The sequence below is a fragment of the Bradyrhizobium sp. BLXBL-01 genome, assembly GCF_051853025.1.
Lineage (GTDB): Bacteria > Pseudomonadota > Alphaproteobacteria > Rhizobiales > Xanthobacteraceae > Bradyrhizobium.
In genome coordinates, this window is record NZ_CP182471.1 from 4558450 (window position 1) to 4579838 (window position 21389).

At 64.7% G+C, this 21389-nt stretch carries 23 protein-coding genes; 10 read left to right on the forward strand and 13 right to left on the reverse strand.

Features of this window, described 5'->3' with window-relative positions; all coding sequences use genetic code 11:
* The first annotated feature begins 17 nt into the window (after window positions 1-17).
* Window positions 18-776 (forward strand): tyrosine-protein phosphatase, encoded by a 759-nt coding sequence (locus ACNJYA_RS21275; protein ID WP_439363229.1) that lies wholly within the window; start codon window positions 18-20, stop codon window positions 774-776.
* A 15-nt stretch (window positions 777-791) separates the two neighbouring features.
* On the opposite strand, the gene ACNJYA_RS21280 is transcribed toward ACNJYA_RS21275, so the two are convergent.
* On the reverse strand, window positions 792-1511 hold the full coding sequence (locus ACNJYA_RS21280; RefSeq protein ID WP_439363230.1) for an SGNH/GDSL hydrolase family protein: 720 nt from the start codon (window positions 1509-1511) through the stop codon (window positions 792-794).
* Window positions 1512-1629: 118 nt separating this feature from the next.
* Here ACNJYA_RS21280 and ACNJYA_RS21285 point away from each other — a divergent pair, with 118 nt between their 5' ends.
* The 3 genes from ACNJYA_RS21285 to ACNJYA_RS21295 all read left to right on the forward strand — a co-directional run bounded on the left by ACNJYA_RS21285 (window position 1630) and on the right by ACNJYA_RS21295 (window position 3489).
* Complete coding sequence (locus ACNJYA_RS21285) at window positions 1630-2310, forward strand: SDR family oxidoreductase (protein ID WP_260383456.1); 681 nt, start codon at window positions 1630-1632, stop codon at window positions 2308-2310.
* A 98-nt stretch (window positions 2311-2408) separates the two neighbouring features.
* Window positions 2409-3095: a DUF2161 domain-containing phosphodiesterase gene (locus ACNJYA_RS21290; protein WP_172788496.1), complete on the forward strand. Its 687-nt coding sequence runs from the start codon at window positions 2409-2411 to the stop codon at window positions 3093-3095.
* Between the two features lie 94 nt (window positions 3096-3189).
* Window positions 3190-3489, forward strand: a complete 300-nt coding sequence (locus tag ACNJYA_RS21295; RefSeq protein ID WP_172788495.1) for a hypothetical protein — start codon at window positions 3190-3192, stop codon at window positions 3487-3489.
* A gap of 85 nt (window positions 3490-3574) precedes the next feature.
* Here ACNJYA_RS21295 and ACNJYA_RS21300 read toward each other — a convergent pair whose 3' ends face one another.
* The 7 genes from ACNJYA_RS21300 to ACNJYA_RS21330 form a co-directional block, all read right to left on the reverse strand.
* Window positions 3575-4180 (reverse strand): GNAT family N-acetyltransferase, encoded by a 606-nt coding sequence (locus ACNJYA_RS21300; RefSeq protein WP_172788494.1) that lies wholly within the window; start codon window positions 4178-4180, stop codon window positions 3575-3577.
* Window positions 4181-4330: 150 nt separating this feature from the next.
* The gene (locus ACNJYA_RS21305; RefSeq protein ID WP_212257588.1) at window positions 4331-4729 is read right to left on the reverse strand and encodes a PaaI family thioesterase; all 399 of its coding nucleotides are present in this window, start codon (window positions 4727-4729) and stop codon (window positions 4331-4333) included.
* A 171-nt stretch (window positions 4730-4900) separates the two neighbouring features.
* Window positions 4901-6103 (reverse strand): kynureninase, encoded by a 1203-nt coding sequence (gene kynU / locus ACNJYA_RS21310; RefSeq protein WP_212257587.1) that lies wholly within the window; start codon window positions 6101-6103, stop codon window positions 4901-4903.
* An 8-nt stretch (window positions 6104-6111) separates the two neighbouring features.
* Entirely contained in the window at window positions 6112-6951 is an 840-nt protein-coding gene (gene kynA, locus ACNJYA_RS21315) for a tryptophan 2,3-dioxygenase (RefSeq protein ID WP_172788491.1), read from the reverse strand.
* Between the two features lie 34 nt (window positions 6952-6985).
* On the reverse strand, window positions 6986-7795 hold the full coding sequence (locus tag ACNJYA_RS21320; RefSeq protein WP_212257586.1) for an alpha/beta hydrolase: 810 nt from the start codon (window positions 7793-7795) through the stop codon (window positions 6986-6988).
* Between the two features lie 345 nt (window positions 7796-8140).
* Window positions 8141-9418 (reverse strand): ArgE/DapE family deacylase, encoded by a 1278-nt coding sequence (locus ACNJYA_RS21325; RefSeq protein ID WP_212257585.1) that lies wholly within the window; start codon window positions 9416-9418, stop codon window positions 8141-8143.
* A 54-nt stretch (window positions 9419-9472) separates the two neighbouring features.
* Window positions 9473-10198, reverse strand: a complete 726-nt coding sequence (locus tag ACNJYA_RS21330; protein ID WP_212257584.1) for a pyridoxamine 5'-phosphate oxidase family protein — start codon at window positions 10196-10198, stop codon at window positions 9473-9475.
* Window positions 10199-10273: 75 nt separating this feature from the next.
* On the opposite strand from ACNJYA_RS21330, the gene ACNJYA_RS21335 reads away from it, so the two are divergent.
* Window positions 10274-11743, forward strand: a complete 1470-nt coding sequence (locus ACNJYA_RS21335) for a PLP-dependent aminotransferase family protein (RefSeq protein ID WP_439400681.1) — start codon at window positions 10274-10276, stop codon at window positions 11741-11743.
* 66 nt (window positions 11744-11809) lie between these two features.
* On the forward strand, window positions 11810-12055 hold the full coding sequence (locus ACNJYA_RS21340) for a DUF6719 family protein (RefSeq protein ID WP_439400682.1): 246 nt from the start codon (window positions 11810-11812) through the stop codon (window positions 12053-12055).
* Between the two features lie 12 nt (window positions 12056-12067).
* Here the strand turns inward: ACNJYA_RS21340 and ACNJYA_RS21345 are convergent, their stop codons facing one another.
* From ACNJYA_RS21345 to ACNJYA_RS21355, 3 genes are all read right to left on the reverse strand, one after another.
* The gene (locus tag ACNJYA_RS21345) at window positions 12068-12430 is read right to left on the reverse strand and encodes a hypothetical protein (protein WP_025035902.1); all 363 of its coding nucleotides are present in this window, start codon (window positions 12428-12430) and stop codon (window positions 12068-12070) included.
* Window positions 12431-12461: 31 nt separating this feature from the next.
* Window positions 12462-12626, reverse strand: a complete 165-nt coding sequence (locus tag ACNJYA_RS21350; RefSeq protein WP_172788485.1) for a hypothetical protein — start codon at window positions 12624-12626, stop codon at window positions 12462-12464.
* A gap of 636 nt (window positions 12627-13262) precedes the next feature.
* Window positions 13263-13811: a CreA family protein gene (locus ACNJYA_RS21355; RefSeq protein WP_172788483.1), complete on the reverse strand. Its 549-nt coding sequence runs from the start codon at window positions 13809-13811 to the stop codon at window positions 13263-13265.
* 208 nt (window positions 13812-14019) lie between these two features.
* Between ACNJYA_RS21355 and ACNJYA_RS21360 the strand changes: the two genes are divergently transcribed.
* The 4 genes from ACNJYA_RS21360 (at window position 14020) to ACNJYA_RS21375 (ending at window position 17987) form a co-directional block, all read left to right on the forward strand.
* A complete protein-coding gene (locus ACNJYA_RS21360) occupies window positions 14020-15582 on the forward strand; it encodes a L,D-transpeptidase (protein ID WP_439363233.1) in 1563 nt (520 codons plus the stop codon).
* A 90-nt stretch (window positions 15583-15672) separates the two neighbouring features.
* Window positions 15673-16242, forward strand: a complete 570-nt coding sequence (locus ACNJYA_RS21365; protein WP_439400683.1) for a glutathione peroxidase — start codon at window positions 15673-15675, stop codon at window positions 16240-16242.
* Window positions 16243-16408: 166 nt separating this feature from the next.
* Window positions 16409-17428, forward strand: coding sequence for a polysaccharide deacetylase family protein (locus ACNJYA_RS21370; protein WP_439400684.1), 1020 nt, complete (start codon window positions 16409-16411; stop codon window positions 17426-17428).
* A gap of 7 nt (window positions 17429-17435) precedes the next feature.
* Window positions 17436-17987, forward strand: coding sequence for a dihydrofolate reductase (locus ACNJYA_RS21375; protein WP_439400685.1), 552 nt, complete (start codon window positions 17436-17438; stop codon window positions 17985-17987).
* A 209-nt stretch (window positions 17988-18196) separates the two neighbouring features.
* Here the strand turns inward: ACNJYA_RS21375 and ACNJYA_RS21380 are convergent, their stop codons facing one another.
* Both ACNJYA_RS21380 and ACNJYA_RS21385 read right to left on the reverse strand, forming a co-directional pair.
* Window positions 18197-18649: a DoxX family membrane protein gene (locus ACNJYA_RS21380; RefSeq protein ID WP_212257578.1), complete on the reverse strand. Its 453-nt coding sequence runs from the start codon at window positions 18647-18649 to the stop codon at window positions 18197-18199.
* 356 nt (window positions 18650-19005) lie between these two features.
* A complete protein-coding gene (locus ACNJYA_RS21385) occupies window positions 19006-21315 on the reverse strand; it encodes an NADP-dependent malic enzyme (protein WP_439400686.1) in 2310 nt (769 codons plus the stop codon).
* Between the last annotated feature and the right edge of the window lie 74 nt (window positions 21316-21389).

Consider the following 21389-nt stretch of genomic DNA (forward strand, 5'->3'; position numbering starts at 1 on the left):
TAACCCAAGCTGATCCCATGCAAGACTCCTCCCTCAAGGACTCCCCTGCCCGTCATCTCGCCCTCCAGGGTGCCAGCAATTTCCGCGACCTCGGTGGCTACCCGACCGCCGATGGCCGCACCACGCGCTGGCGGCACATTTTCCGCTCCAACCATCTCGGCCAGCTCACCGCGGCCGACGTCGAGATCGTCCGCGCGCTCGGCGTGCGCAGCGCCTTCGATTTCCGCGGTGTCGAGGAGCGCGCGGCCGGCATCTGCGTCGTGAACGAGATCACGGTGCATTCGCTGCCGATCGAGCCGACCGTCGTGGCCGCGCTGCGCGCCGAGCTCGCGAAGGGCACGCTGATCGCGGCCGTGGCGCTCGAGCTCATGCGCGAGTCCTACCGCAACTATGTCCGCCACAACACCCACAGCTACCGCGCGCTGTTCGGCCATCTGCTGGAAGACCGCGCGCCGCTCGTGATCCACTGCACCGCCGGCAAGGACCGCACCGGTTTTGCCAGCGCGCTGATCCTGCACGCGCTGGGCGTGGCGGACGATGTCATTGCGGAGGACTACCTCTTGACCAACCGGCACTACAAGCGCGACCCGTCGAACGCCTCCGATCTGCCCGCCGATGTCCTCGACGCGATCGGCAGCGTCGAGGCCTCTTACCTGGCGGCCGCTTTCGAAGCGGTCGGCAGCGAATATGGCGATCTCGAAACCTATTTGCGCGACGGGCTCAAGCTCGGCACGGCTGAGCGCACCGCACTGAAGGAGCGTTATCTGCAGGCGTGACCCGCGGCGGTAGCCTCAGGCCATCGGCCCGAGGGCTTTGATGATGGCATTCTTGAGCGCCAAGGAAAGTTGTTGGGTGCTCCAATCGTTCTGGTGCAGCTTGTCGGGATCACTCGTGTCGATCAATTGATCGAACGAGACATTGTTCTGCACGTGCCAGTGCCGCATCAGCGACCAACGCCGAAACAAATTCACACTTGCCTCATTGGCAGCTTCGCGGATCAGCCGGACCATCTTGTCAGCGAGCTCGGCGCGGTCATCCCAAAGCATCTTCGTCACGTATTGCGGATCGATCACCAGAACCTCGAAGCCGCGAGCGCGTAATTGCGCCAGACCCTTCCTGATGTCCCCAGCAACGATATCCAAGTCATACTTGTCGTTATGAAAGACCGCGTTGGTTCCGACCTGCCAGATGACCAATGCCGGATCATCACGAAAAATATCGACATCGAAGCGTCCAAGCTCTTCGGTTGCCTCTTCGCCGCCCTTGCCCCGGTTCAGGACGTCAATCCGGATGTCCGGCCGCGGCACCACATCCTTGAAATACTGCCGCAAATACATCTCCAGCCTATAGGGATACGGGACGACGTCGGCTCGTCCGGCTGTTGACGACGAGCCCATGGCGACGATGCGCACTGGTCCCTTGTCTCCCAACGCCTGTCGGAGCCGCATCAGCGGATATGTCAGGTCGACGATCGCAGCGGGAAATTCGACGGTTGGCAAATTGTCAGACATGCAATGACCTCCTCAACGATCTAAAGTTGCATTTGTAGCCCAGTCTTGATGTTGCCGCCATTGCAAGCGCAATCCACCCCGCGCAATAGTCAGTGAAGGATAACGATGGAGAGCAATCGTGCAGGGGAAAGTAGTTGTCGTGACTGGCGCGCTCGGCGCACTCGGCAGAGTCGTCGCGGAGATGGCACGGTCCCGCGGCGCGCGGATTGCCGGGATCGATCATGCGCCCTCGCAATTATCAGAGACGCCCCAACGCATCGTGATGGGCGGTGTCGACCTGTCCGACGCGGGGCAAGCGAAGAATGCCGTCGATGCGGCGGCGAAGCATTTCGGCCGGCTCGACGCGCTGATCAACATCGCCGGCGGCTTCGCCTTCGAGACCGTCGGCGACGGCGACATCGCGACGTGGCAGCGCATGCACGCGCTGAACGTCCTGACGGCGCTCAACGCCTCGCGCGCGGCGCTGCCGCACCTTGCCAAGTCCCCGGCCGGCCGCATCGTCAATATCGGCGCCATGGGCGCACTGCAGGCCGGCAGCGGCATGGGCCCCTATGCTGCGTCGAAAGCCGGCGTGCATCGCCTGACCGAGGCGCTCGCCAACGAGTGGAAGGGCAAGGTTACCGTCAATGCCGTCCTGCCCTCGATCATCGATACCGCGGCCAACCGCGCCGACATGCCGAAGGCGGACTTTTCCAAATGGGTGACGCCACAGGAACTCGCCGAAGTTATCCTGTTCCTCGCCAGCGATGCCGCCAGCGGCGTCACCGGCGCGCTGGTCCCGGTCGGCGGCCGGGTCTAATCGCGTTCCGATCCGACAGTTAGAGACATCGGCTCCGATTCAATAGGGGCCGAGAAGGCTCTAGACTGTCTGCAACTGATTCTCCGATCGGACGTCCCTTGGAAACCGCGCTTTACCTCCCCGTCAAACGCTTCCTCGAAGAGCTCGGCTTCACGGTCAAGGGCGAGATCGGCGGCTGCGATCTCGTCGGCCTCAGCGCCGGCGATCCACCCGTCGTGGTGATCGGCGAGCTCAAGCTTGCCTTCAATCTCGAGCTGATCCTGCAGGCGGTCGATCGCGCGCCGGCCGGCGACGAGGTCTGGATCGCAGCGAAGATGTCCGCGCGCGGCAAGGGGCGCGAGAGCGATGCGCGCTATCGCAATCTCTGCCGCCGCCTCGGCTTCGGCATGCTTGGCGTGACCGATCGCGGCCAGGTCGAAGTGCTAGTGAAGCCGCCGACCGCGGCGCCGCGCCGCGAGCCGAAGGTGCGCTCGCGTCTGGTTGCCGAGCATCAGCGCCGCCAGGGCGATCCCGTGCTTGGCGGCAGCACCCGCGCACCGATCATGACGGCCTATCGCCAGCAGGCGCTGGCCTGCGCGGCGGCGCTTGCCGAGGGGCCGAAACAGGTGCGCGCGCTGCGCGAACGCTGCCCCGATGCCGGCAAGATCTTGCTTAACAATGTGTATGGCTGGTTCGAACGCGCTGAGCGGGGAATCTACCGGCTCACCGAAGCCGGACACGCCGCCCTGAAGCGTTGGCCCCAGCAACGGGTGGAGGTCGGCGCAGGTGCTGCGTCACCGCTGTGACACCAGACCGGTGCATAGCTGAGATGCCACACCGATTCCATATTGCAATGCAACATTGGCGGCACTAGGTATCCGGCATCGAAATGAGGCCGTTATGAGCGCAGACTGGAATACCAAATATGGCACACGGCGCGTGCGCCACGATCCTCCGACCCTCGACGAGGCGATCTTCGCTGCGATCGGCATCACCGACGACCAGGCGCAGCAGGCCGAGATCGCCGCAGCCTTGATGGGGATGCCGCTCGACGTCGTCCAGGCCGAGGTGAAGAAGCAGGCCCGCGCCAACAGCCGCATCACGGCGACGCGCGTGATCGCCGGCGAACAGGGCGCGCAGCGCTCCGTGGTGGTCGAACGCCGCGTTGTCCGCCGCTTCGGCGCCGCCACACGCAGCTGAGCATCCATTTCATCTCATCGCACGGAACACGAAAGCGGACCGGCCTGGCCGGTCCGCTTTGTGATTCCTGTGCGCAATTTCCGGGCTATGCAGCCCGATTGCCGTACATGCTCGAGATCAGCTTCCAGCACGTGCTGTTGAAGCTGAGAAGAGCGCGTCCGGCCGTGAACGGCGAGGCCGCCAGATCGGCAAGCTCGGCCTCGGGCGTCTTGGCGAGGTCGATCGTGCCGGTCGATTCGCCGTGGCGGAAAGCCAGATGGGCCCCGAACTTCCTGGCGAGCGCCCGCATCGCGTGATTCTCGGCACCCGTCGTGATGCGCAGCCGCTTGTAGCCCTTCCAGCGCGCCTCCGCGATCAGGCGGCGGAACAGCACGGTGCCGACGCCCTGGCGGCGCGCGGAGGCTTCCACGCTGAAAGCGACCTCCGGCAAGGAATCGTCCTCCGGGGGATGCAGCTCAGCCGCACCGCGCACCACGCCGTCGACCATATAGGCAACGATCACGGTGCCGTCCTCGGCGCAGCGGGCGGCGTAGCGCTCGATGAAGCTGTCGTCGAGAAAGCCGTTGAAACGGTCGTGCCGGCTGGCGGCATCGAGCCTCAGCAGGTGATCGCGCAGGAGCGGCAATTCTTCCTGCTGGATCAAGGTCCGTACATAGCCGGGAACGGTACGGACGGTGTCTTCAAGTACCACGTCAGAAACTCCTCTTGGTGTCCCTCGAGGAGGCGTTCGAATCCCTAGGCCCCCAATATTGTGCATCGCACCATGATTTTCAAGACGGGAACCTGCCCAAGATTCGGGCACCAACGCGACTAATTCGTTAATAGAATCAAAATGCTGTAGTCACAGCACCAGCTGCGTCTGGGTCACCACCGCAACCAGCTTGCCGTCCTCGGTTTCCAGCCGGGTGGTCCAGACCTGGGTCCGCCGGCCCCGGTGCACCGGGGTGGCAGTAGCGATGATTGTGGCCCCCTCCTTTGCCCCGCCGATGAAATTAGTTTTGCTCTCCAGCGTGGTCGTCCCCTTGGCGTCCTCGGGCAGATTGATCACGGTCGCCGCCGCGCCGACGGAATCGGCCAGCGCCATCACGGCCCCGCCGTGGATGGTGTGGTGCAGCGTGCAGAGATCGGCCCGGACGGTCATCCGCGCCACTACGCGGTCCTTCTCCGCCTCGACAAACTCGACGCCCTTGAGCTCGGCGAACGGCATCTTCATCGCTTTAAGTTTCTCGAGCGGCGTCATCGGAACTGCTCCCAATTGGTTGTTGGTTCAGCGTGAATTGCCCCGCGCGGCGAAGCAATGACGTCCGAGGTAATGGCGGTGCTGACGTCCTCACGCAATGCCATACTCTCGTGTCCCGGACGCGCAGCAACGCGAAGCGTTGCTGCGCTGCGTCCGGGGCACGAGACCGCCTCACGTCACCGCGTTCACCACCTGGTACTCCGGCCGTCGCCACACTTCCCCTGAAATCACCTCTTCGATGATCTCCGCCGCCCGGATGATCTCATTCTCTCCGACATAGAGCGGCGTCAGGCCGAACCGCATGATGTCAGGCGCGCGGAAATCGCCGATGACACCACGGGCGATCAGGGCCTGCATCGCGGCGTAGCCGCCGTCGAAGGCGAACGAGACTTGCGAGCCGCGGCGCTCATGATCGCGCGGGGTGACGAGCTTGAGCTGCGGACAATGGCGCTCGACTTCACTGATCAGGAGATCACCCAGCGCCAGCGAACGCGCACGAACCTCCGCGATATCGACTTTGTCCCAGATATCGAGCGAGGCCTCCAACGCCGCCATGGCGAGCACCGGAGGGGTGCCGACGCGCATGCGTTCGACGCCGCCCGCGGCCGCATAGGCAAGCTCGAACGCAAACGGTTTTGCGTGGCCCATCCAGCCCGACAGAGCGGCGCGCGCGCTGTCGGCATGACGCGGCGCGACATAGAGGAAGGCCGGCGCACCGGGGCCCGCGTTGAGATATTTGTAGGTACACCCCGCGGCGAAATCGGCGCCGCTCCCGGCGAGATCGACCGGCAGCGCGCCGGCGGAATGGGCGAGATCCCAGAGGGTGACGATGCCAAGCGCGTGCGCTCTCGCGGTGAGCTTTGCCATGTCGTGGCGACGGCCGGTGCGGTAGTCGACCTCGGTGATGTACAGAACGGCGATCTCGTCGGACAACGCACCCTCGATCTCCTCAGGTGCCACCAGACGCAATTGATGGCCGCGCCCAAGCGTCGCGATCAGGCCCTCGGCCATGTAGAGGTCGGTCGGGAAGTTGCCGGTGTCCGACAGGACGATCTTGCGGGACGGGGTCATGTCGAGCGCGGCGGCGAGAGCCTGATAGACCTTCAGGGACAGCGTGTCTCCGACCATCACCGAGCCGGCCTCCGCACCGATCAACCGCGCGATGCGATCGCCGACATGGCGCGGCTGGACATACCAGCCTGCGGTGTTCCAGGCGCGGATCAGCTCGTTGCCCCACTCCTCGGTGATCACGCGGTTGACGCGCTCGGCAACGCCCAGCGGCAGCGCACCGAGCGAATTGCCGTCGAGATAGATCAGGCCGTCAGGCAGATGGAACAACGCTTTGGTGTCGTCGTAGACGCGAAGCCTGGTCATGGACATCCCTACAGAATTGTACGCACGCGCCAGAGCTCGGGAAACAGCTCGACCTCGAGCATGCGCTTCAGATAGCTCACGCCGCCGGTGCCGCCGGTGCCGCGCTTGAAGCCGATGACCCGCTCGACCGTGGTGACGTGGTTGAAGCGCCAGCGCCGGAAATAGTCCTCGAAATCGACCAGCTTCTCGGCCAGCTCGTAGAGCATCCAGTGCGTCTCCGGCGCCTCGTAGACGATACGCCAGGCCTGCAGCACGCCTTCGTTGAAGCTGTGCGTCTCGCGAACGTCGCGCGCCAGCACCGCCGCAGGCATCTTGAGCCCGTTGCGGTCGGCGAGCCGCAGCACCTCGTCATAGAGGCTTGGCGTCGCGAGCTCGGCTTCGAGCAGCTTGACCGTCTCGGCATCGTGCGCGTGCGGCTTCAGCATGGCGTGGTTGCGGTTGCCGAGCAGGAATTCGATCAGCCGGTACTGGCGTGACTGGAACCCCGAGGATTGACCGAGCTGCGAGCGGAAGCGGGTATACTCGCTGGGCGTCATGGTCCGGAGTACGTCCCAGGCGTTGTTGAGCTGCTCGAAGATGCGCGACATCCGCGCCAGCATCTTCATCGCGGGGGCAACCTCGTCTTTGGCGATCGCGCGGCGCGCAGCGCTGAGCTCGTGGATGGCGAGCCGCATCCACAACTCCGTGGTCTGATGCTGGATGATGAACAGCATCTCGTCATGCGCCTCCGACAGCGGGTGCTGCGCGCCAAGAATCGCATCCAGCGCAAGGTAGTCGCCATAGGACATGCGCCGGGCGAAATCGGTCTCGGCGCCTTCGCTTGCAGGATCGTAATCGCGGGACGTCATGGCGGGTCCTTTCGATCGATCTTCCCGGCTTTGCTCAGTCGAGGCCGATCAGGCGGGCAGTGATCGGCGAGGACGGCTCCTTCAGCCCGTCAATCACGGTAAAATGGTTGAGACCGGGATCGATGACGAGGTGCGTCGGCACGTCGAAGCCGGTCCAGATATTGGCCATCAGATCGGACTGGCGGATGAATTCGGGACGCTCGCTGCCGCCTACCCAGGCCGTTACGGGCGAATGCCCCCGCGGCAGATGCAGCGCCGCGCTTTCGAGGCTCGCCTCCTCCATGGTCATGCGCAGCGTGTCGTTCATCTTCGTCTTGAGCAGCGGACGCAGATCATGCAGACCGCTGATCGAGAGCGTGCCGGCGATACGGTTGAAGACAGCAGACTCGAGCCGGCTGTCGTCGCACAGCATGCGCGTGACGAGATGGCCGCCGGCGGAATGGCCGGCGAGCCGGATCGGCCCTGAGACCAGCGATGCGGCTTTGGCGATCGCGGCGGTGATTTCCGCGGTGATATCGGAGATGCGTGCAGCCGGCGCCAGCGTGTAGCTCGGCAGCGCCACCGTCCAGCCATGATGGCGCGCACCTTCGGCGAGGTCGGTCCAGGCCGACTTGTCGAAGCGCATCCAGTAGCCGCCATGGACGAAGACGACGAGGCCCTTGCTGTCGCCGTCAGGCAGGATCAGGTCGAGCTTCTGGCGCTCGCCGGCGCCGTAGGCGATGTCGGGACGAAATTCCTTCAGCCCGGCGCGGTAGGCCGCCGCCCGCTCCGCCCACAGCGCCTGCATCTTGTCCGAGCCCGGGATATGGGCCGAATTGGCGTAAGCGTCATCCCAATCGCGCATCGTTGCTCCCGAGGACTCGTCCGACGAACCGGACGCCAGTCTGCCACCGGGACGCCCGCTATCCTAGTCTTTCTTTTAAGCTTAAAGGAGTTGGCGAAGCCCGTGTTTCGGGCACAGGGCGGCAAGATGTTTCTCCTCACCTGAGGAGCCGCGAAGCGGCGTCTCGAAGGGCGAGGCCACCGGCCGTGCCTTCACCCTTCGAGACGCTTGCTCCGCAAGCTCCTCAGGATGAGGACCTAACCGCCGTTCCGTCATTGCGAGGAGCGCAGCGACGAAGCAATCCAGGCTGCCGCCGCCGAGAGATGCTGGATTGCTTCGCTGCGCTCGCAATGACGGCGGAGAGGCCTACGCCTTCTCCAGCCCGCACCATTCCGCGATGAACAGCGCCATCGCCTTGGTCGCCTTCTTCAATGAATCCAGATCGACGAACTCGTTGAAGCCGTGCATCTCGCCTCCGCTGGCGCCAAAGCAGAGGCTCGGGATGCCGTGGTTGAGGCCGTAGAAGCGCGTGTCGGTCAGTGCCGTGAAGACGAGATCCTCTGGCGTGCCGCCATAGACCCCGTTGAAGGCCTTGCCGAACGCAGCCTCAGGCTCCCTAGCGTTGGTCAGCTCATAGCCTTCCGAGAGGAAGCCGGACCACTCGACCTGCGGCGGATTGTTGGCGAGAAAGCGGTGGTTGCGCGAAGCGGCGGCGACGCAGGCCATGATCTCCTTCTGGTGATCGGCGATCGACCAGCCCGGCAACACCGCAATCCGGCAGTCGACATCGCACCAGGCCGGCACGCTGGAGGCCCAGTCGCCGCCCTTGATGACGCCGGCGTTGAAGTTGACGGGATGGTCGATCGTCTTGAAGTGACGGTCGGCCTTGGCGCGCTCGTTCCATGCGATCTCGAGCTTCTGCAGCGCCTGGATCAGGTGATACGCCGCCATGATGGCATTCGCGCCGGAGCCTGCGAAGGCAACGTGGGTCGGGTGTCCCTTCACGCGGAGGCGAAACCAGATCACGCCAACCTGCGATCGCACCATCTTGCCGCCGGTCGGCTCCGGAATGAAGCAGGCGTCCGCGCGATAGCCGCGCTGCAGGGTGGACAGTGCGCCGACGCCGGTGCTCTCCTCCTCGATCACCGATTGAAAATGGATCCGCGCCGTCGGCCTGAAGCCAGCCGCCTTGATCGCGTCCAGCGCATAGAGCGCACCGATCGTCCCGGACTTCATGTCGCAGGCACCGCGGCCGAACATCTTGCCGTCCTTGATGACCGGCGAGAATGGCGGCGTATCCCACAATTCGAGCGGACCCGCCGGCACCACGTCGCAGTGCCCTTGCAGGATCAGCGACTTGCCGCCATTGGTTCGCGGGCGGTAAGTGCCCACCACGGATCGCGCCTTCGAAAAGTCGTGCTCGATCGGGCCGAAGCCGCGCAGATCTTTCAAATCCTCGACATCGATATGCCAGTCGTCGACCTCGTAGCCGCGTTCGCGCAGGAGATCGCCGATCATGTCCTGGCAGGGTCCCTCCGCCCCGCGGGTCGAAGGGATCGCGACGAAATCGCTTGTAGTTGCAAGCTGAGCTTCGAAGCCGTTGTCGACGGCGTCAAGAATCCTCTGCTGCGTTTCGGCATTCATTCGGGCGACTCCAGACATTCCAATGGTCCCAAGGAGCGCGCAAACTAGCCGATTTCAGCCGTTCGGGTACTCCAGAAAATATGCATCCCGCAATGCATCTTCGAGCAGCCGGCCTTCGGAATAGCCGTTCAGCGTCGCAGGCCGGCTCACACCATCGAGCAGGCGCGGACACGGTTCCGGGGCGCCGAGCACGGTGCGGACCGGAATGCGCTCCGCATAGATCGGCAACGCATAGTCCTCATCGTCGTCGGCGACACCCTTGCTCCGGATCTTGGCCGAAGCTTCCTCGATTTCCATTGCGATGAACGACGTTGCCTTGATTTCCTGTGTGGTGCTCTGTCGCAGGCCGGCGGTGCGATCCGGGAAGAAGCGATCGACCATCGCGATCACCGCCCGCTCCTTCTCATCGGGGTCGGTGACGAGATAGGCCGTGCCGAACGCCATGACGGCGCGGTAGTCGGCGGAATGGTTGAAGCCGCAGCGCGCCAGCACGAGGCTGTCGAGATGGGCGACCGTCAGGCAGACGCGCTCGCCCCTGCTCTGGTTGCGCAGCATGCGGCTGGCGCTCGATCCGTGCCAGTAGAGCTTGGTGCCCTGCCGCCAGAAGAAAGTCGGCGTGCAATAGGGCTGGCCGTCGATCGCGTAGGAGACGTGGCACAGCATCGAGGAATCCAGGATGCGATGAACCGTGTCGTGATCATAGAAGCCGCGGTCGTGCCGGCGCTTCACCTGGTTGCGTGCCGATGTCGGATAGGAAGTCGAGGTCTCGGTCTGGCTCACGGCCGCTCCTGCTCGGATGGAAGAAAATCCGGAGCAGTTGTAGCGGCGCATTTGGTCTGCGATAGTTCCAATTCCATGCAAAAAATTCCGACCAATTCATCCTCCCGAGCCAAGCCCGAGCTTCCGCTCGACCTCGCCGGCCCTCACGTCACGGCCGGCGCATCCGCCGCGCACCGGCTCTATCAGGCGCTGTGCGAGATGATCGTCTCCGGTCTGGTCAAGCCGGGCGAGCCGCTGCCGCCGTCGCGGACGCTGGCCAGGCAGACCGGCTTCCGCCGCAACGCCGTCGTCACCGCCTATGAGCGCCTGATCGCCGACGGCTTTGCCGACGCAACGGTCGGCTCCGGAACGTTCGTCGCGGCCCGTATCCCCAAGCGCGCGGCCGAGCCCAACAAGCCGAAGGTGGTTCTCGAAGCGCCAAAGCAGGGCGCGTTTGCGCTCGGCTGTACCCATATCGACGAACGCGCCGTGCAGCGCTTTCGCGCTTTCGTCGGCCGCCGCATGCGCGCATTCGGATCGGAGCACCTGCATTATGGCGACCCTCGCGGCAGCCGCGAGCTGCGTGTGGCGATCGCCGACCATCTGTTGTCCGCGCGCGGATTGCGTTGCGATCCCGACCAGATCATGTTGACCTCTGGCACGCTCCACGCGCTGCGCATCGTGCTGAGCGCGATCCTGAAATCCAGCGACCAGGTCTGGTGCGAGGACCCGGGCTATCCCGCCGCCCGAAAAACCATCGCCCATTGCGGCTATCGCACCGTGCCTGTCCCCGTGGACGAGCACGGGATGCGCGTCGCCAAAGGCCGGATCGCGGCGCCGTCCGCACGCGCGGCCTACGTCACGCCATCGCACCAGTTTCCGCTTGGCGTGCAGATGTCGATGCCGCGGCGGCTCGAGCTTCTGGACTGGGCGAAGCAGGCCAGCGCATTCGTGCTCGAGGACGATTACGACAGCGAGTTCCGCTATGACGGCGCGCCGCTGATGTCGCTCGCCGGCATCGATCGCCTCCAGCGCGTGATCTATCTCGGCACATTTGCCAAGACGCTGTTTCCGGGCCTGCGCATCGGCTATTGCGCCCTGCCCGAACGTCTGATCGCAGACGTGACGGCAGCGCGCGCGGCGCTTGACCGATTTCCCGGCACACTGATGGAGGGCGCGGTGGCGGACATGCTCAATTCCGGCGCCTTCGCCGCGAACCTGAAACGCGTGCGAAAACTGTATCGCGAGGCGCGCGACGTGCTCGCCGAGACGCTGGAAGTCGCATCCGACGGCGCGCTTTCGGTGCCGGTGCCCTCACAGGGCCTGCATCTTGTCGCCCGGTTCGATCCTGCCGTCGATCCGGCGGTGGCTGCGCATGCCAAGCAGGCGGCCGGCGCCGAAGGCTGGCTATTGGCCGACACCTATTCGCGCGGGCGTCCCCTCCCCGGCTTCGTGCTGGGATTTTCCGGACATCCCATGCCACAGCTCGTGGCCTCCGCCGAACATCTCGCAAGGGAATCGCGCGCGGCATTGGGCGCAAGGGGAAAATCGGCTCGCCGCGCGTGACGAAGCTTCACTATCAGAATCGCCCGCCGCTCCCTAGATTGCGGCATTGATCCGGGACCTCACATCATGCCCCTGCGCCACGCGACCTGCCTTTCGTTGCTGATCGCCATCGCGCTTGCCTCGACCGCAAGCGCCGCCACCATCGGACGCGAGCAGGACATCGGCGATCTCAAGCTCGGCCAGCGTGTGCTCGTGGATGACGGAACCTGCCCCGCCGGCCAGGTCAGGGAAGTCCGCGGCGCGAAGATGTCCGATAAGGGAGTCTCGCGCACGAGCTCCTGCGTGCCGCGGCACGGACCGAAAACGAAGTGAGGATCCGGAAAGCTATTTCGCCGGATCGAACATGCACTGTAGCGTCGGTTTGGCGATCTTGGTGAAGGTCGGGCCGATCTCGCTCTGCTTGGAGGCCGGCACCCAATCGGTCTCGATGGTGGGCACGCCGGTCTCGCTGATGCCCCGCAGCAGCGCTTCGCGCAGATCGCGATCCTCGACGGCCGCGGCGGCGTGATCGTGCAGGCAGCCACAGACCTCCTCCGGATGCTCCCAGCGGCCGAGCATGCGCGGCGCGCACTGGCGAACGAATTCGCCGCGCGGATCGGGTAGCCTGGAAGGTGAGCGGACCTGCGCCTGAACGGAGCTGATCGTCAGAAGGGACACGAACGCTGCGGCGCAGAGACGAAGCAACATGATGGGCTATGCCGGCTGTTGTTGTGTGCAGTCAGAAGCGCGCAGCGATCATGATCGGCTGAGCGGCCGGAACCGCAACGGGCGAGCCGCTGTACTGGAAGGTGCCGACACCGGGGAGATTGCCATCGGGCGCACCCGCCAATGAGGGGCCGGCGAGAACGAGACCGAAAGCAAGGATGAAGCTGAGCGCGCGCATGATGTGTGTTCCAATTCGGTGGCCGGCGGTGCGCCGTCGTCGTTATGAGCCTGATAACCATGGGCGGTTTCGCGCGTGATGCGCGAAAAGCTGAAAATGGTTTCGTCTTCGTGAGAATTGTTTCGTCCCGGGCGCGGCGACGAAACAAATCTCGGAAAATGCCAGTTATTTCAGACAGGTCTCACGGCAGGTCAAAGTCGCCCGCTAAGTTCCGGTGCCGGTACGGATATGCGCCCCGCGCAGCTGTCGTCATGCCGCCGCACCGCGCGCTTCACACGCATTTTACGTTTTTCTGGTGAAAGGACGGGCAAAAGAAGGCTGGATCCTCTTGAACCGGGGTTGGTTCAACGACGACCCAAGCCATCGAAACCGAGACGCCCGGATCATCGGGCGCATTCACGTGAGGGATGGCCATGATGGCGGGAAATCGCGCAACGCCGCGCGATGAAAATCCACCGACGGATCGCGGAGATCAACCAATCATTCGCGGCAGCGCCGGCGCAATGGCGCTGCAATCGAGCCGGGGCTTCGAGGCGGCGCCGCAGACATTTGTGCGGCTGACCGGGTCGCGGCTTGCTGCGCCGCGCGATCGCCACCGGGTGAACGCGACCGCGTCACGGGAGTGAACGACGCGCGTCACTGCGTGAAGAACTCGCCGCACTTCTGGACGTTTGCGTCCGCCGGTCCCCAAGGCATGATCGGCACGGTCGAGGTCGAGTTCTTGGGGGAGCCTTCGATCAGCTTGTCCGAATAGACCATGTAGACCAGCACGTTGCGTTTGGTGTCGCAGCCGCGCACGATCTGCATCTTCTTGAAGAACAGCGACCGGCGCTGGCGGAACATGTCGTCGCCCTGCTCCATCTTGTGCTTGAACTTGATCGGACCGACTTGGCGACAGGCCAGCGAGATGTCCGAGACCTCCTCGGCGAGCCCGAGCCAGCCCTTGAAGCCGCCCTTCTCCGGCACCGTGAAATGACAGGCGACGCCCTCGACCTCAGGATCGTCGAGACCATAGGTCGCGAGCTTGTCATTCGGGCTCACCCATTTGAACACGGTGGAGCGGCGGAAGATCAGATCGGGCTCATCGGCCGCGGATGCCGACGCCGTTGGCGCGATCAAAGCCAGGAGGAATAAAGCGAGGGCTTTCAAGCGGATGCTGGAAAGACCGGGGAAACGAGATGACATGAAGGTCTCCGGTAACAAGTCCCCGCAATGTAGGAACGCAAACGGCGGTCAGGAAGGCGGCGGAGGGGGGACGCGGCCGCCGTTTACCGCTCCGTGAGGCTTTTTTGCTACGCCTTGAACAAAAGTAGCTGATGGCAGAACCGCGCTGCTGGTGAACGCGTATCCCCTTTGCGAAGACTAACGTCTGATTTGGATTATGGATTCGAGGATGAACAGCGTGAACGGGTCGGGTTCTTCTGCCAAGCCGGTACGGCTGTGGCAGGTCGCCATTTTGACGGCGGCGGGCGCGATCGGCGCGACCAGCCAGGCAGACGCAGCATTTTATTATTGGACCGACTATTCCGACGGGTCCTACTACGCCCGGCAGGAGCGACTTCCCGAAATACCGCGCCAGAAGCCGCAAAAGCGCGGCGCCGCAAGCAAGAAGGAAGTCGTCGAGAAGGAAGCCGGCACCAAGCCGCAAGGCCCGCTCGTCATCGTCGTCTCGATCGAGCGGCAGAAGGTGACGGTCTACGACAAGACCGGCGTGTTCGCGGAATCACCGGTGTCGACGGGCATGAAGGGCCACTCGACGCCGATGGGCGTGTTCAGCGTCATCCAGAAGCACAAATTCCATCATTCCAACATCTATAGCGGCGCGCCGATGCCGTACATGCAGCGGATCACCTGGTCCGGCGTCGCGATGCATGCCGGCGTGCTGCCGGGCTATCCGGCCTCGCATGGCTGCATCCGCATGCCCATGGCGTTCGCGATGAAGATGTGGAACTGGACCAGGATGGGCGCGCGCGTGATCGTGGCGCCCGGCCAGATGTCGCCGCAAAGCTTCTCCCATCCCCTGCTCGCCTCCATGCGCGTGCCGCCGCAGCCCGCCGCGAGCCTCGCGCCGCAGACCAATGTCGCCGACAAGGCCGATAAAGGCACGGCCGAAGCCGAGCCGGTCGAGACCAAGACGGCCAGCGCCGAGAGCGTGCTCGAGCTGCGCACCTCCGTCGGCCACGCCGTGTTGTCGGACGTGACCACCGGCAATGCGGCTGCGCACGAGCAAGCCGCCGCACCGGCCGCCGAGGTCAAGACGGCCGAAGCATCCGAAGCGGCCAAGCCCCAATCGGAAGAAGCGGCCAAGCCGGCGAGCAACGACAAGTCCGCCGACAAGGTCGAGACCGTCAAGACCGAGCCGGCCAAGACCGAGGCGGTGGACTCCGCGAAGACGCCCAATCAGGCCAATGCACCGGCGCTCGCCGCCGCACCCGATGCGAAGAAGGACGAGGGCCGCGTTGCCGATCCTGCGGCGGCGGCGAAGACGGACGCGCCCAAGCGGGCCGGCCAGATTGCCGTCTTCATCAGCCGCAAGGATTCCAAGCTCTATGTGCGGCAGAATTTTGCGCCGCTGTTCGAGGTGCCCGTCACGATTGCCGCGAGCGACCGGCCGCTCGGCACGCATGTGTTCACCGCCGAACTCGACAAGGCCGATGCCAACGCGCTGCGCTGGTCGGTGGTGTCACTGCCCGTCTCCGCCCGTTCCGCGGCGCGCGAGGACGACAGCCGCTTAGCGCGCCGCCAGCGCGGCGCAGCCGTGATCCCCGTTGCCGCAAAACCGGCGGTGACGCCGGACAGCCCGGCTGAAGCCCTCGACCGCATCTCGGTCCCCACCGAGACGATGGCGAAGATCAACGAGATGCTGACGTCAGGCGGCTCAATCATCGTTTCCGACCAGGGCATCAACCAGGGCGAGACCGGCGAAGGCACCGACTTCATCGTCCGCCTGTACTAGCCCGCACGCAGCGCTCGATAACGCGGTGTTGACGCGTGAGGTCGCAGTGGCGGAGTAATCTGCCCTCGGATCGTCTCGGGGGACGCCGTCATGATGAATCGCAGGACCGTGCTGAGCGTCACGCTTGCAGGCGCATTCGCGCCTGTCACGCGCGCCCTCGCTGATGGCGGGATGAGCCGGGTCTCGGCCTACGCGTTCTCCTTCCCCGCTTTGTCAGGCGACGACATCCGCCTCGCAGCGTTCACCGGCAAACCGCTGCTGGTGGTGAACACGGCCTCGCTCTGTGGCTACACACCGCAATATGCCGGTTTGCAGGAGATCTGGAACGAGTTTCGCGGGCGGGGGCTGACCGTGATCGGCGTGCCCTCCAACGATTTCGGTGGCCAGGAGCCCGGCGGTACCAGCGAGATCACGCAGACCGCGCACCACCAATATGGCGTTACCTTCCCGATCACGGCCAAGGCGGCAGTGGTCGGTGCGAGGGCGCATCCCTTTTACAAATGGGCCGCCGAGGCTCGACCAAAGGAAGTTCCGCGCTGGAACTTCCACAAGTATCTGATTGGCCGTGACGGCTATATCGCCGAGGTGTTTCCATCCGCCGTCGAGCCGGCCGACACGCGGATCAAGACTGCCATTGCCAGAACCCTGGCCGACACGTGACGCAGGTGCACGCCATCCGGTTGGGCACAATTGCGGTGGGACATCAAACAGCCGTTGCAATGGCGATGGCCCACCATCTAGGCTAGGATGAGTTTGGGGCAGGACGGTTTTGGCCGCAGGCGAAAAGCCGCGGCGGAACAACGGGATCAATCTCGAGGACAACACCATGCGTGTGGCGGCAGGACTGATTTTAGCAGGTGCGATGTCGGTGGCGATGACCGGCGCCGCATTGTCGCAGACGCCGGCCGCGAAGCCCGCAGCCGCAGCGCAAGCCGCGCCGGCGGCAACACCAGCTGCAACTTCCCCTGCAGCTCCAGCGCCCGCAGCAGCGGCTGCGGCGCCAGCGGGCTTCGTCAATCCGCCCCCGCCGAAACAGGCGCCGCAGCCGGCCCGCGCGGCCTGCAACACACCGGGCGCGCTCGGCGTCGCCCGCACCGTCGAGATCGACACCACGGGTGGTCCCGGCTTCGGCTTCGAGCATTTCAAGGAGCTCGACTTCCTGCGCGACAAGGAGGTGGTGCTGACCTTCGACGACGGCCCCTGGCCGAAGAACACGCCCGCCGTGCTGAAGGCACTCGCGGACGAATGCACCACCGGAATCTTCTTCACTATCGGCAAGCACGCGACCTATGAGCCGGAGATCCTGAAGCAGGTCTACGCGGCCGGTCACACCGTCGGCGCCCACACCTGGTCGCACGCCAACCTCAACAACAAGAAGCTCAACGACGCGCAGCGCAAGGACGAGATCGAGAAGGGCTTTGCGGCGGTGAAGTGGGCGCTCGGCGGCATCTCGCCTGCGCCGTTCTTCCGCTTCCCGGCGCTGCAGCATCCGCCGGAGATGGTCACCTATCTCGGCAACCGCAATGTCGGCATCTTCTCCTGTGACATCGACTCGTTCGACTTCAAGGCCTCCAAGCCCGAGAAGGTGGTCGAAACCGTGATGAAGAAGCTCGAGACCAGGGGCAAGGGCATCGTGCTGATGCACGATTTCCAGAAGCACACCGCGGAGGCGCTGCCCGAGCTGCTCAAGCGGCTGAAGGCCGGCGGTTACAAGGTGGTGGCGATGCGCGCCAAGTTCCCGGTCTCGACGCTGCCGGAATACGACCAGGAGCTGCTCAAGGACATCAAGCTGCCGACGGTGAGCCAGCGGCCGGTCAATTCCGTGGTGACGACCGTTTCCGAATAGAAGGCCATTGTCTTTCCGCTTCGAAGGCTACGTCATCGTCTCGGCGGACGGCATGCTTGCCGACGCCGGTCGCGTCATGCCCGACAGCCTGAAGTTCGAAGGCGACAAGCTGTTCTTCGAGCAGGCGCTGGATCGCGCCGCGCTGATCGTGCACGGCCGCAACTCGCACGAGCAGCAGCCGAATTCGGCCAAGCGCAAGCGGCTGATCCTGACCCGCAAGATCAGGGACCTCACCGTCGATCCGGAGATGCCGAACGCGACGCTGTGGAATCCGGCGCATGCGAGCTTCGAACAGGCCTGCGCCTTCGCCGACGTCGCCTCCGGCATGGTCGCCATCATCGGCGGCCCGGTCGTGTTCGACATGTTCATGGAGCGCTACGACACGTTCTGGCTATCGGAGGCGCCGCATGTGCGGCTGCCCGGCGGCGAAGGTTGCTTCGTCGGCGTGCCCCAGCGGACGCCGCATGACGTACTGGCTGCGCACGGGATGAAGCCGGGCGCGCCGTACCTTCTCGACGCGGCGCATGAGGTGACCGTGACTCCGTGGCGGCCGGGTTAGCCTCTCGGGATTACCCGACGTCGCTCACACCGAAGGCTCCGATTCAAACTGGCAAAACAACCCCATGCACAGTACCGGCATTAGAATACCATTGCGTACCTTGCTGCTTTCTTGTGCGGAATCAGCCGAGCCGCCGCCCCCCCCCACCATATCGAGACCGCCTGCAGCGCCACACCCGCGCCGCGCGCCGCCGAGAGCGGATTTGACCGCTAGACGTCGCCGTAGGCCGCTTCGGCCGGACGCGTGGTGCGGCCGTAGCCGATGATCATGCAGAGCGCGCCGATGATCGACAGGTTCTTGAGCGCGTCGACCAGCATCTTGGCGTTGTCGGGAGCCGCCATGTTCCAGAAATCGTAGAACAGGACGGTCGCGACGGCGACGTAGACGATCAGCAGCATGGCGAAGAAACGCGCGCCGAAATTCAGCGCGATCATCAGCCCTGCGATGATCTCGAGCCCGCCGATCGCGATCGCCAAAAGCTGCGGCGTCGTCATGGCGGTCGCCGTCTCGATCTGCTTGGCGTAAGGCGCGATGATGTCGGGCACAACGAGCTTGGCGGCGATGACGTCGGCGGTCGCCTGCATGGCAAAGAGCTTGGTCGCGCCCGTGTAGATGAACAGCACGGCGAACAGGATTCGCCCGAAAGTCACGAACGCTGGCATGATCGGCCTCTTGGCAAAGCGCTACCGCACGGAACGCTTAAGTCGATTATGAAGAGTCCGTTTGGGCTTTTCAAACGGGGAAATGGCGAGCTGAAAGGAATTCAAAGGTGGCGGTTTCTTCCCTTCTCCCCTTGCGGGAGAAGGTGGCTCGCCGCGAAGCGGCGAGACGGATGAGGGGTATCTATCAGCATGGGGAAACTCGCGAGATCCGGACTCGCGGAAACAACCCCTCATCCGGCGCCATAGCCGAAGCTTCGCTTCGGCGTTCTTGAGAACGGCGGCCGAAGGCCGCCTACGCCACCTTCTCCCGCAAGGGGAGAAGGGATTGCACCTCCAGCGCCGTGAGAGCCCGGCCCTTACGTGAACAACGTGGGCTGCTGCCGCGAGGCGCGTTCCTGCGCTTCCACCACGGCAACTGCGGTCATGTTGAGGATGCCGCGCGCCGTTACCGAGGGGGTGAGGATGTGCGCGGGGCGCGCCGGGCCGACCAGGATCGGGCCGACGGGCAGCGCGTCCGCCAGCGACTTGATCATCTGATAGGCGACGTTGGCGGTATCCAGGGTCGGCATGATCAGGATGTTGGCCTCACCCTCGAGCTTGGAGTGCGGCAGCACCATTCGTCGCGCAGTGGCGGAGAGCGCGGTGTCGCCCTGCATCTCGCCGTCGGCTTCGATCTCCGGATGCTTCCCTCTCAAGAGCTGCGTCGCCCGCCGCATCTTGCGCGAGGATTCGGTGTCGTAGCTGCCGAAATCCGAATGCGAGACGAAGGCGATCTTGGGCTTGATGGTGAAGCGCTGCACGTGGACCGCGGCGAGCGAGGCGATCTCGGCGAGCTCCTCTGCGCTCGGGTTGGGGCGAACCTGCGTGTCGGCGATGAAGAAGGCGCCCTTACTGGTGATCAGCAGCGCCAGCGCCGCGTAGTCGCTGATCCCCGGCGAGAAGCCGACGATCTCGCGGACGTGGCGCAGATGGCTCATATAGCGGCCCTCGACGCCGCAGAGCATCGCGTCCGCCTCGCCGCGCGTCACCGCAAGCGCCGCGATGACCGTATTGTTGGTGCGGACCACCGTGCGCGCCGCATCCGGCGTCACGCCACGGCGGCCGGCGACCTCGACATAGGATTGCACGTAGGACCGGTAGCGCGGATCGTCCTCGGGATTGACCAGGTCGAAATCCTTGCCCGCTCTGATCGAGAGGCCGAAGCGCTTGAGGCGCGCCTCCACGACCGAAGGACGGCCGACCAGGATCGGCCGCGCCAGCTTCTCCTCCAGCACGACTTGCGTGGCGCGCAGCACGCGCTCGTCCTCGCCTTCGGCATAGATCACGCGCACCGGCTGGGTCTTGGCCTTGGCGAACATCGGCTTCATGACGAGGCCGGAGCGGAAGGCGAAGCGCTCGAGCAGCGCCCTGTACTCGTCGAAATTGGTGATGGGCCGCGTCGCGACACCCGATTCCATCGCCGCCTTCGCCACGGCCGGCGCGATGCGCAGGATCAGGCGCGGGTCAAACGGGCTCGGAATCAGCGAGCCCGGACCGAAGCCCTGCGTCTCGCCGGTGTCGAAGCCCTGCGCGACGGCATCCGACGGCGCCTCGCGCGCGAGCTGCGCGATGGCCTCGACGGCGGCGTGCTTCATCTCCTCGTTGATCGCGGTGGCGCCGACGTCGAGCGCCCCGCGGAAGATGAAAGGAAAGCAGAGGACGTTGTTGACCTGGTTCGGGTAGTCCGAGCGTCCGGTGCAGATCATGGCGTCGGGCCGCGCCTTGCGCGCCTCTTCCGGCATGATCTCCGGTGTCGGATTGGCGAGCGCCATGATCAGCGGCTTGTCGCCCATCGCCTTGGCCATCTCCGGCTTGAGCACGCCGGGTGCCGAGAGCCCGATGAAGATGTCGGCGCCGCCGATGACGTCGGCGAGCGTGCGCTTGTCTGTCTTCTGCGCATAGACCGCCTTCCAGCGGTCCATCGAGGTGTTGCGCCCTTCATGCACGAGGCCGTCGATGTCGCAGACCCAGATGTTCTTGCGCTGCGCGCCCATCGAGACCAGCAGGTTCAACGTCGCGATCGCGGCCGCCCCTGCCCCCGAGGCCACGATCTTGACGTCGGACAGCTTCTTGCCGTTCAGGCGGAGACCGTTGGTGATGGCGGCGGCGACGATGATGGCCGTGCCGTGCTGGTCGTCGTGGAAGACCGGGATCTTCATGCGCTCCTTCAGGCGCGCTTCGATCTCGAAGCATTCCGGTCCGCGGATGTCCTCCAGATTGATGCCGCCGAAGGTCGGTTCGAGCGCGGCCACGGTCTCGACCACGCGGTCGATGGTGTCGGCGGCGATCTCGATGTCGAACACGTCGATGCCGGCGAATTTCTTGAACAGGACCGCCTTGCCTTCCATCACCGGCTTGGAGGCCAGCGGGCCGATATTGCCGAGGCCGAGCACCGCGGTGCCGTTGGAAACCACGGCAACAAGGTTGGCGCGGGTGGTCAGCGTCGCGGCTTCAGCCGGGTTCTTGGCGATCTCGGTGCAGGCCGCGGCGACGCCCGGCGAATAGGCCAGCGCGAGGTCGCGCTGATTGGCAAGCGGCTTGCTTGCCTGGATCTCAAGCTTTCCAGGGCGCGGCAGACGATGGTAGGCGAGCGCCGCCTGGTGGAGATCATCAGAATAGGACGACATGCGGTGTCTCGCCTCGCGTTACCGGCCTCAAAATGCATGATCCGGGGCTGCTGTCCAAGCGAACCGTATTTCCG

What these genes read in the sequence shown, in the direction of transcription:
- ACNJYA_RS21275 (WP_439363229.1), top strand. Translation starts at nt 18, where the DNA reads ATGCAAGACTCCTCCCTCAAGGACTCCCCTGCCCGTCATCTCGCCCTC.
- ACNJYA_RS21280 (WP_439363230.1), bottom strand. Translation starts at nt 1,511, where the DNA reads ATGTCTGACAATTTGCCAACCGTCGAATTTCCCGCTGCGATCGTCGAC.
- ACNJYA_RS21295 (WP_172788495.1), top strand. Translation starts at nt 3,190, where the DNA reads ATGAGCGCAGACTGGAATACCAAATATGGCACACGGCGCGTGCGCCAC.
- ACNJYA_RS21305 (WP_212257588.1), bottom strand. Translation starts at nt 4,729, where the DNA reads ATGACGCCGCTCGAGAAACTTAAAGCGATGAAGATGCCGTTCGCCGAG.
- kynU (WP_212257587.1), bottom strand. Translation starts at nt 6,103, where the DNA reads ATGACCAGGCTTCGCGTCTACGACGACACCAAAGCGTTGTTCCATCTG.
- kynA (WP_172788491.1), bottom strand. Translation starts at nt 6,951, where the DNA reads ATGACGTCCCGCGATTACGATCCTGCAAGCGAAGGCGCCGAGACCGAT.
- ACNJYA_RS21320 (WP_212257586.1), bottom strand. Translation starts at nt 7,795, where the DNA reads ATGCGCGATTGGGATGACGCTTACGCCAATTCGGCCCATATCCCGGGC.
- ACNJYA_RS21325 (WP_212257585.1), bottom strand. Translation starts at nt 9,418, where the DNA reads ATGAATGCCGAAACGCAGCAGAGGATTCTTGACGCCGTCGACAACGGC.
- ACNJYA_RS21335 (WP_439400681.1), top strand. Translation starts at nt 10,274, where the DNA reads ATGCAAAAAATTCCGACCAATTCATCCTCCCGAGCCAAGCCCGAGCTT.
- ACNJYA_RS21340 (WP_439400682.1), top strand. Translation starts at nt 11,810, where the DNA reads ATGCCCCTGCGCCACGCGACCTGCCTTTCGTTGCTGATCGCCATCGCG.
- ACNJYA_RS21345 (WP_025035902.1), bottom strand. Translation starts at nt 12,430, where the DNA reads ATGTTGCTTCGTCTCTGCGCCGCAGCGTTCGTGTCCCTTCTGACGATC.
- ACNJYA_RS21350 (WP_172788485.1), bottom strand. Translation starts at nt 12,626, where the DNA reads ATGCGCGCGCTCAGCTTCATCCTTGCTTTCGGTCTCGTTCTCGCCGGC.
- ACNJYA_RS21355 (WP_172788483.1), bottom strand. Translation starts at nt 13,811, where the DNA reads ATGTCATCTCGTTTCCCCGGTCTTTCCAGCATCCGCTTGAAAGCCCTC.
- ACNJYA_RS21360 (WP_439363233.1), top strand. Translation starts at nt 14,020, where the DNA reads ATGAACAGCGTGAACGGGTCGGGTTCTTCTGCCAAGCCGGTACGGCTG.
- ACNJYA_RS21365 (WP_439400683.1), top strand. Translation starts at nt 15,673, where the DNA reads ATGATGAATCGCAGGACCGTGCTGAGCGTCACGCTTGCAGGCGCATTC.
- ACNJYA_RS21370 (WP_439400684.1), top strand. Translation starts at nt 16,409, where the DNA reads ATGCGTGTGGCGGCAGGACTGATTTTAGCAGGTGCGATGTCGGTGGCG.
- ACNJYA_RS21380 (WP_212257578.1), bottom strand. Translation starts at nt 18,649, where the DNA reads ATGCCAGCGTTCGTGACTTTCGGGCGAATCCTGTTCGCCGTGCTGTTC.
- ACNJYA_RS21385 (WP_439400686.1), bottom strand. Translation starts at nt 21,315, where the DNA reads ATGTCGTCCTATTCTGATGATCTCCACCAGGCGGCGCTCGCCTACCAT.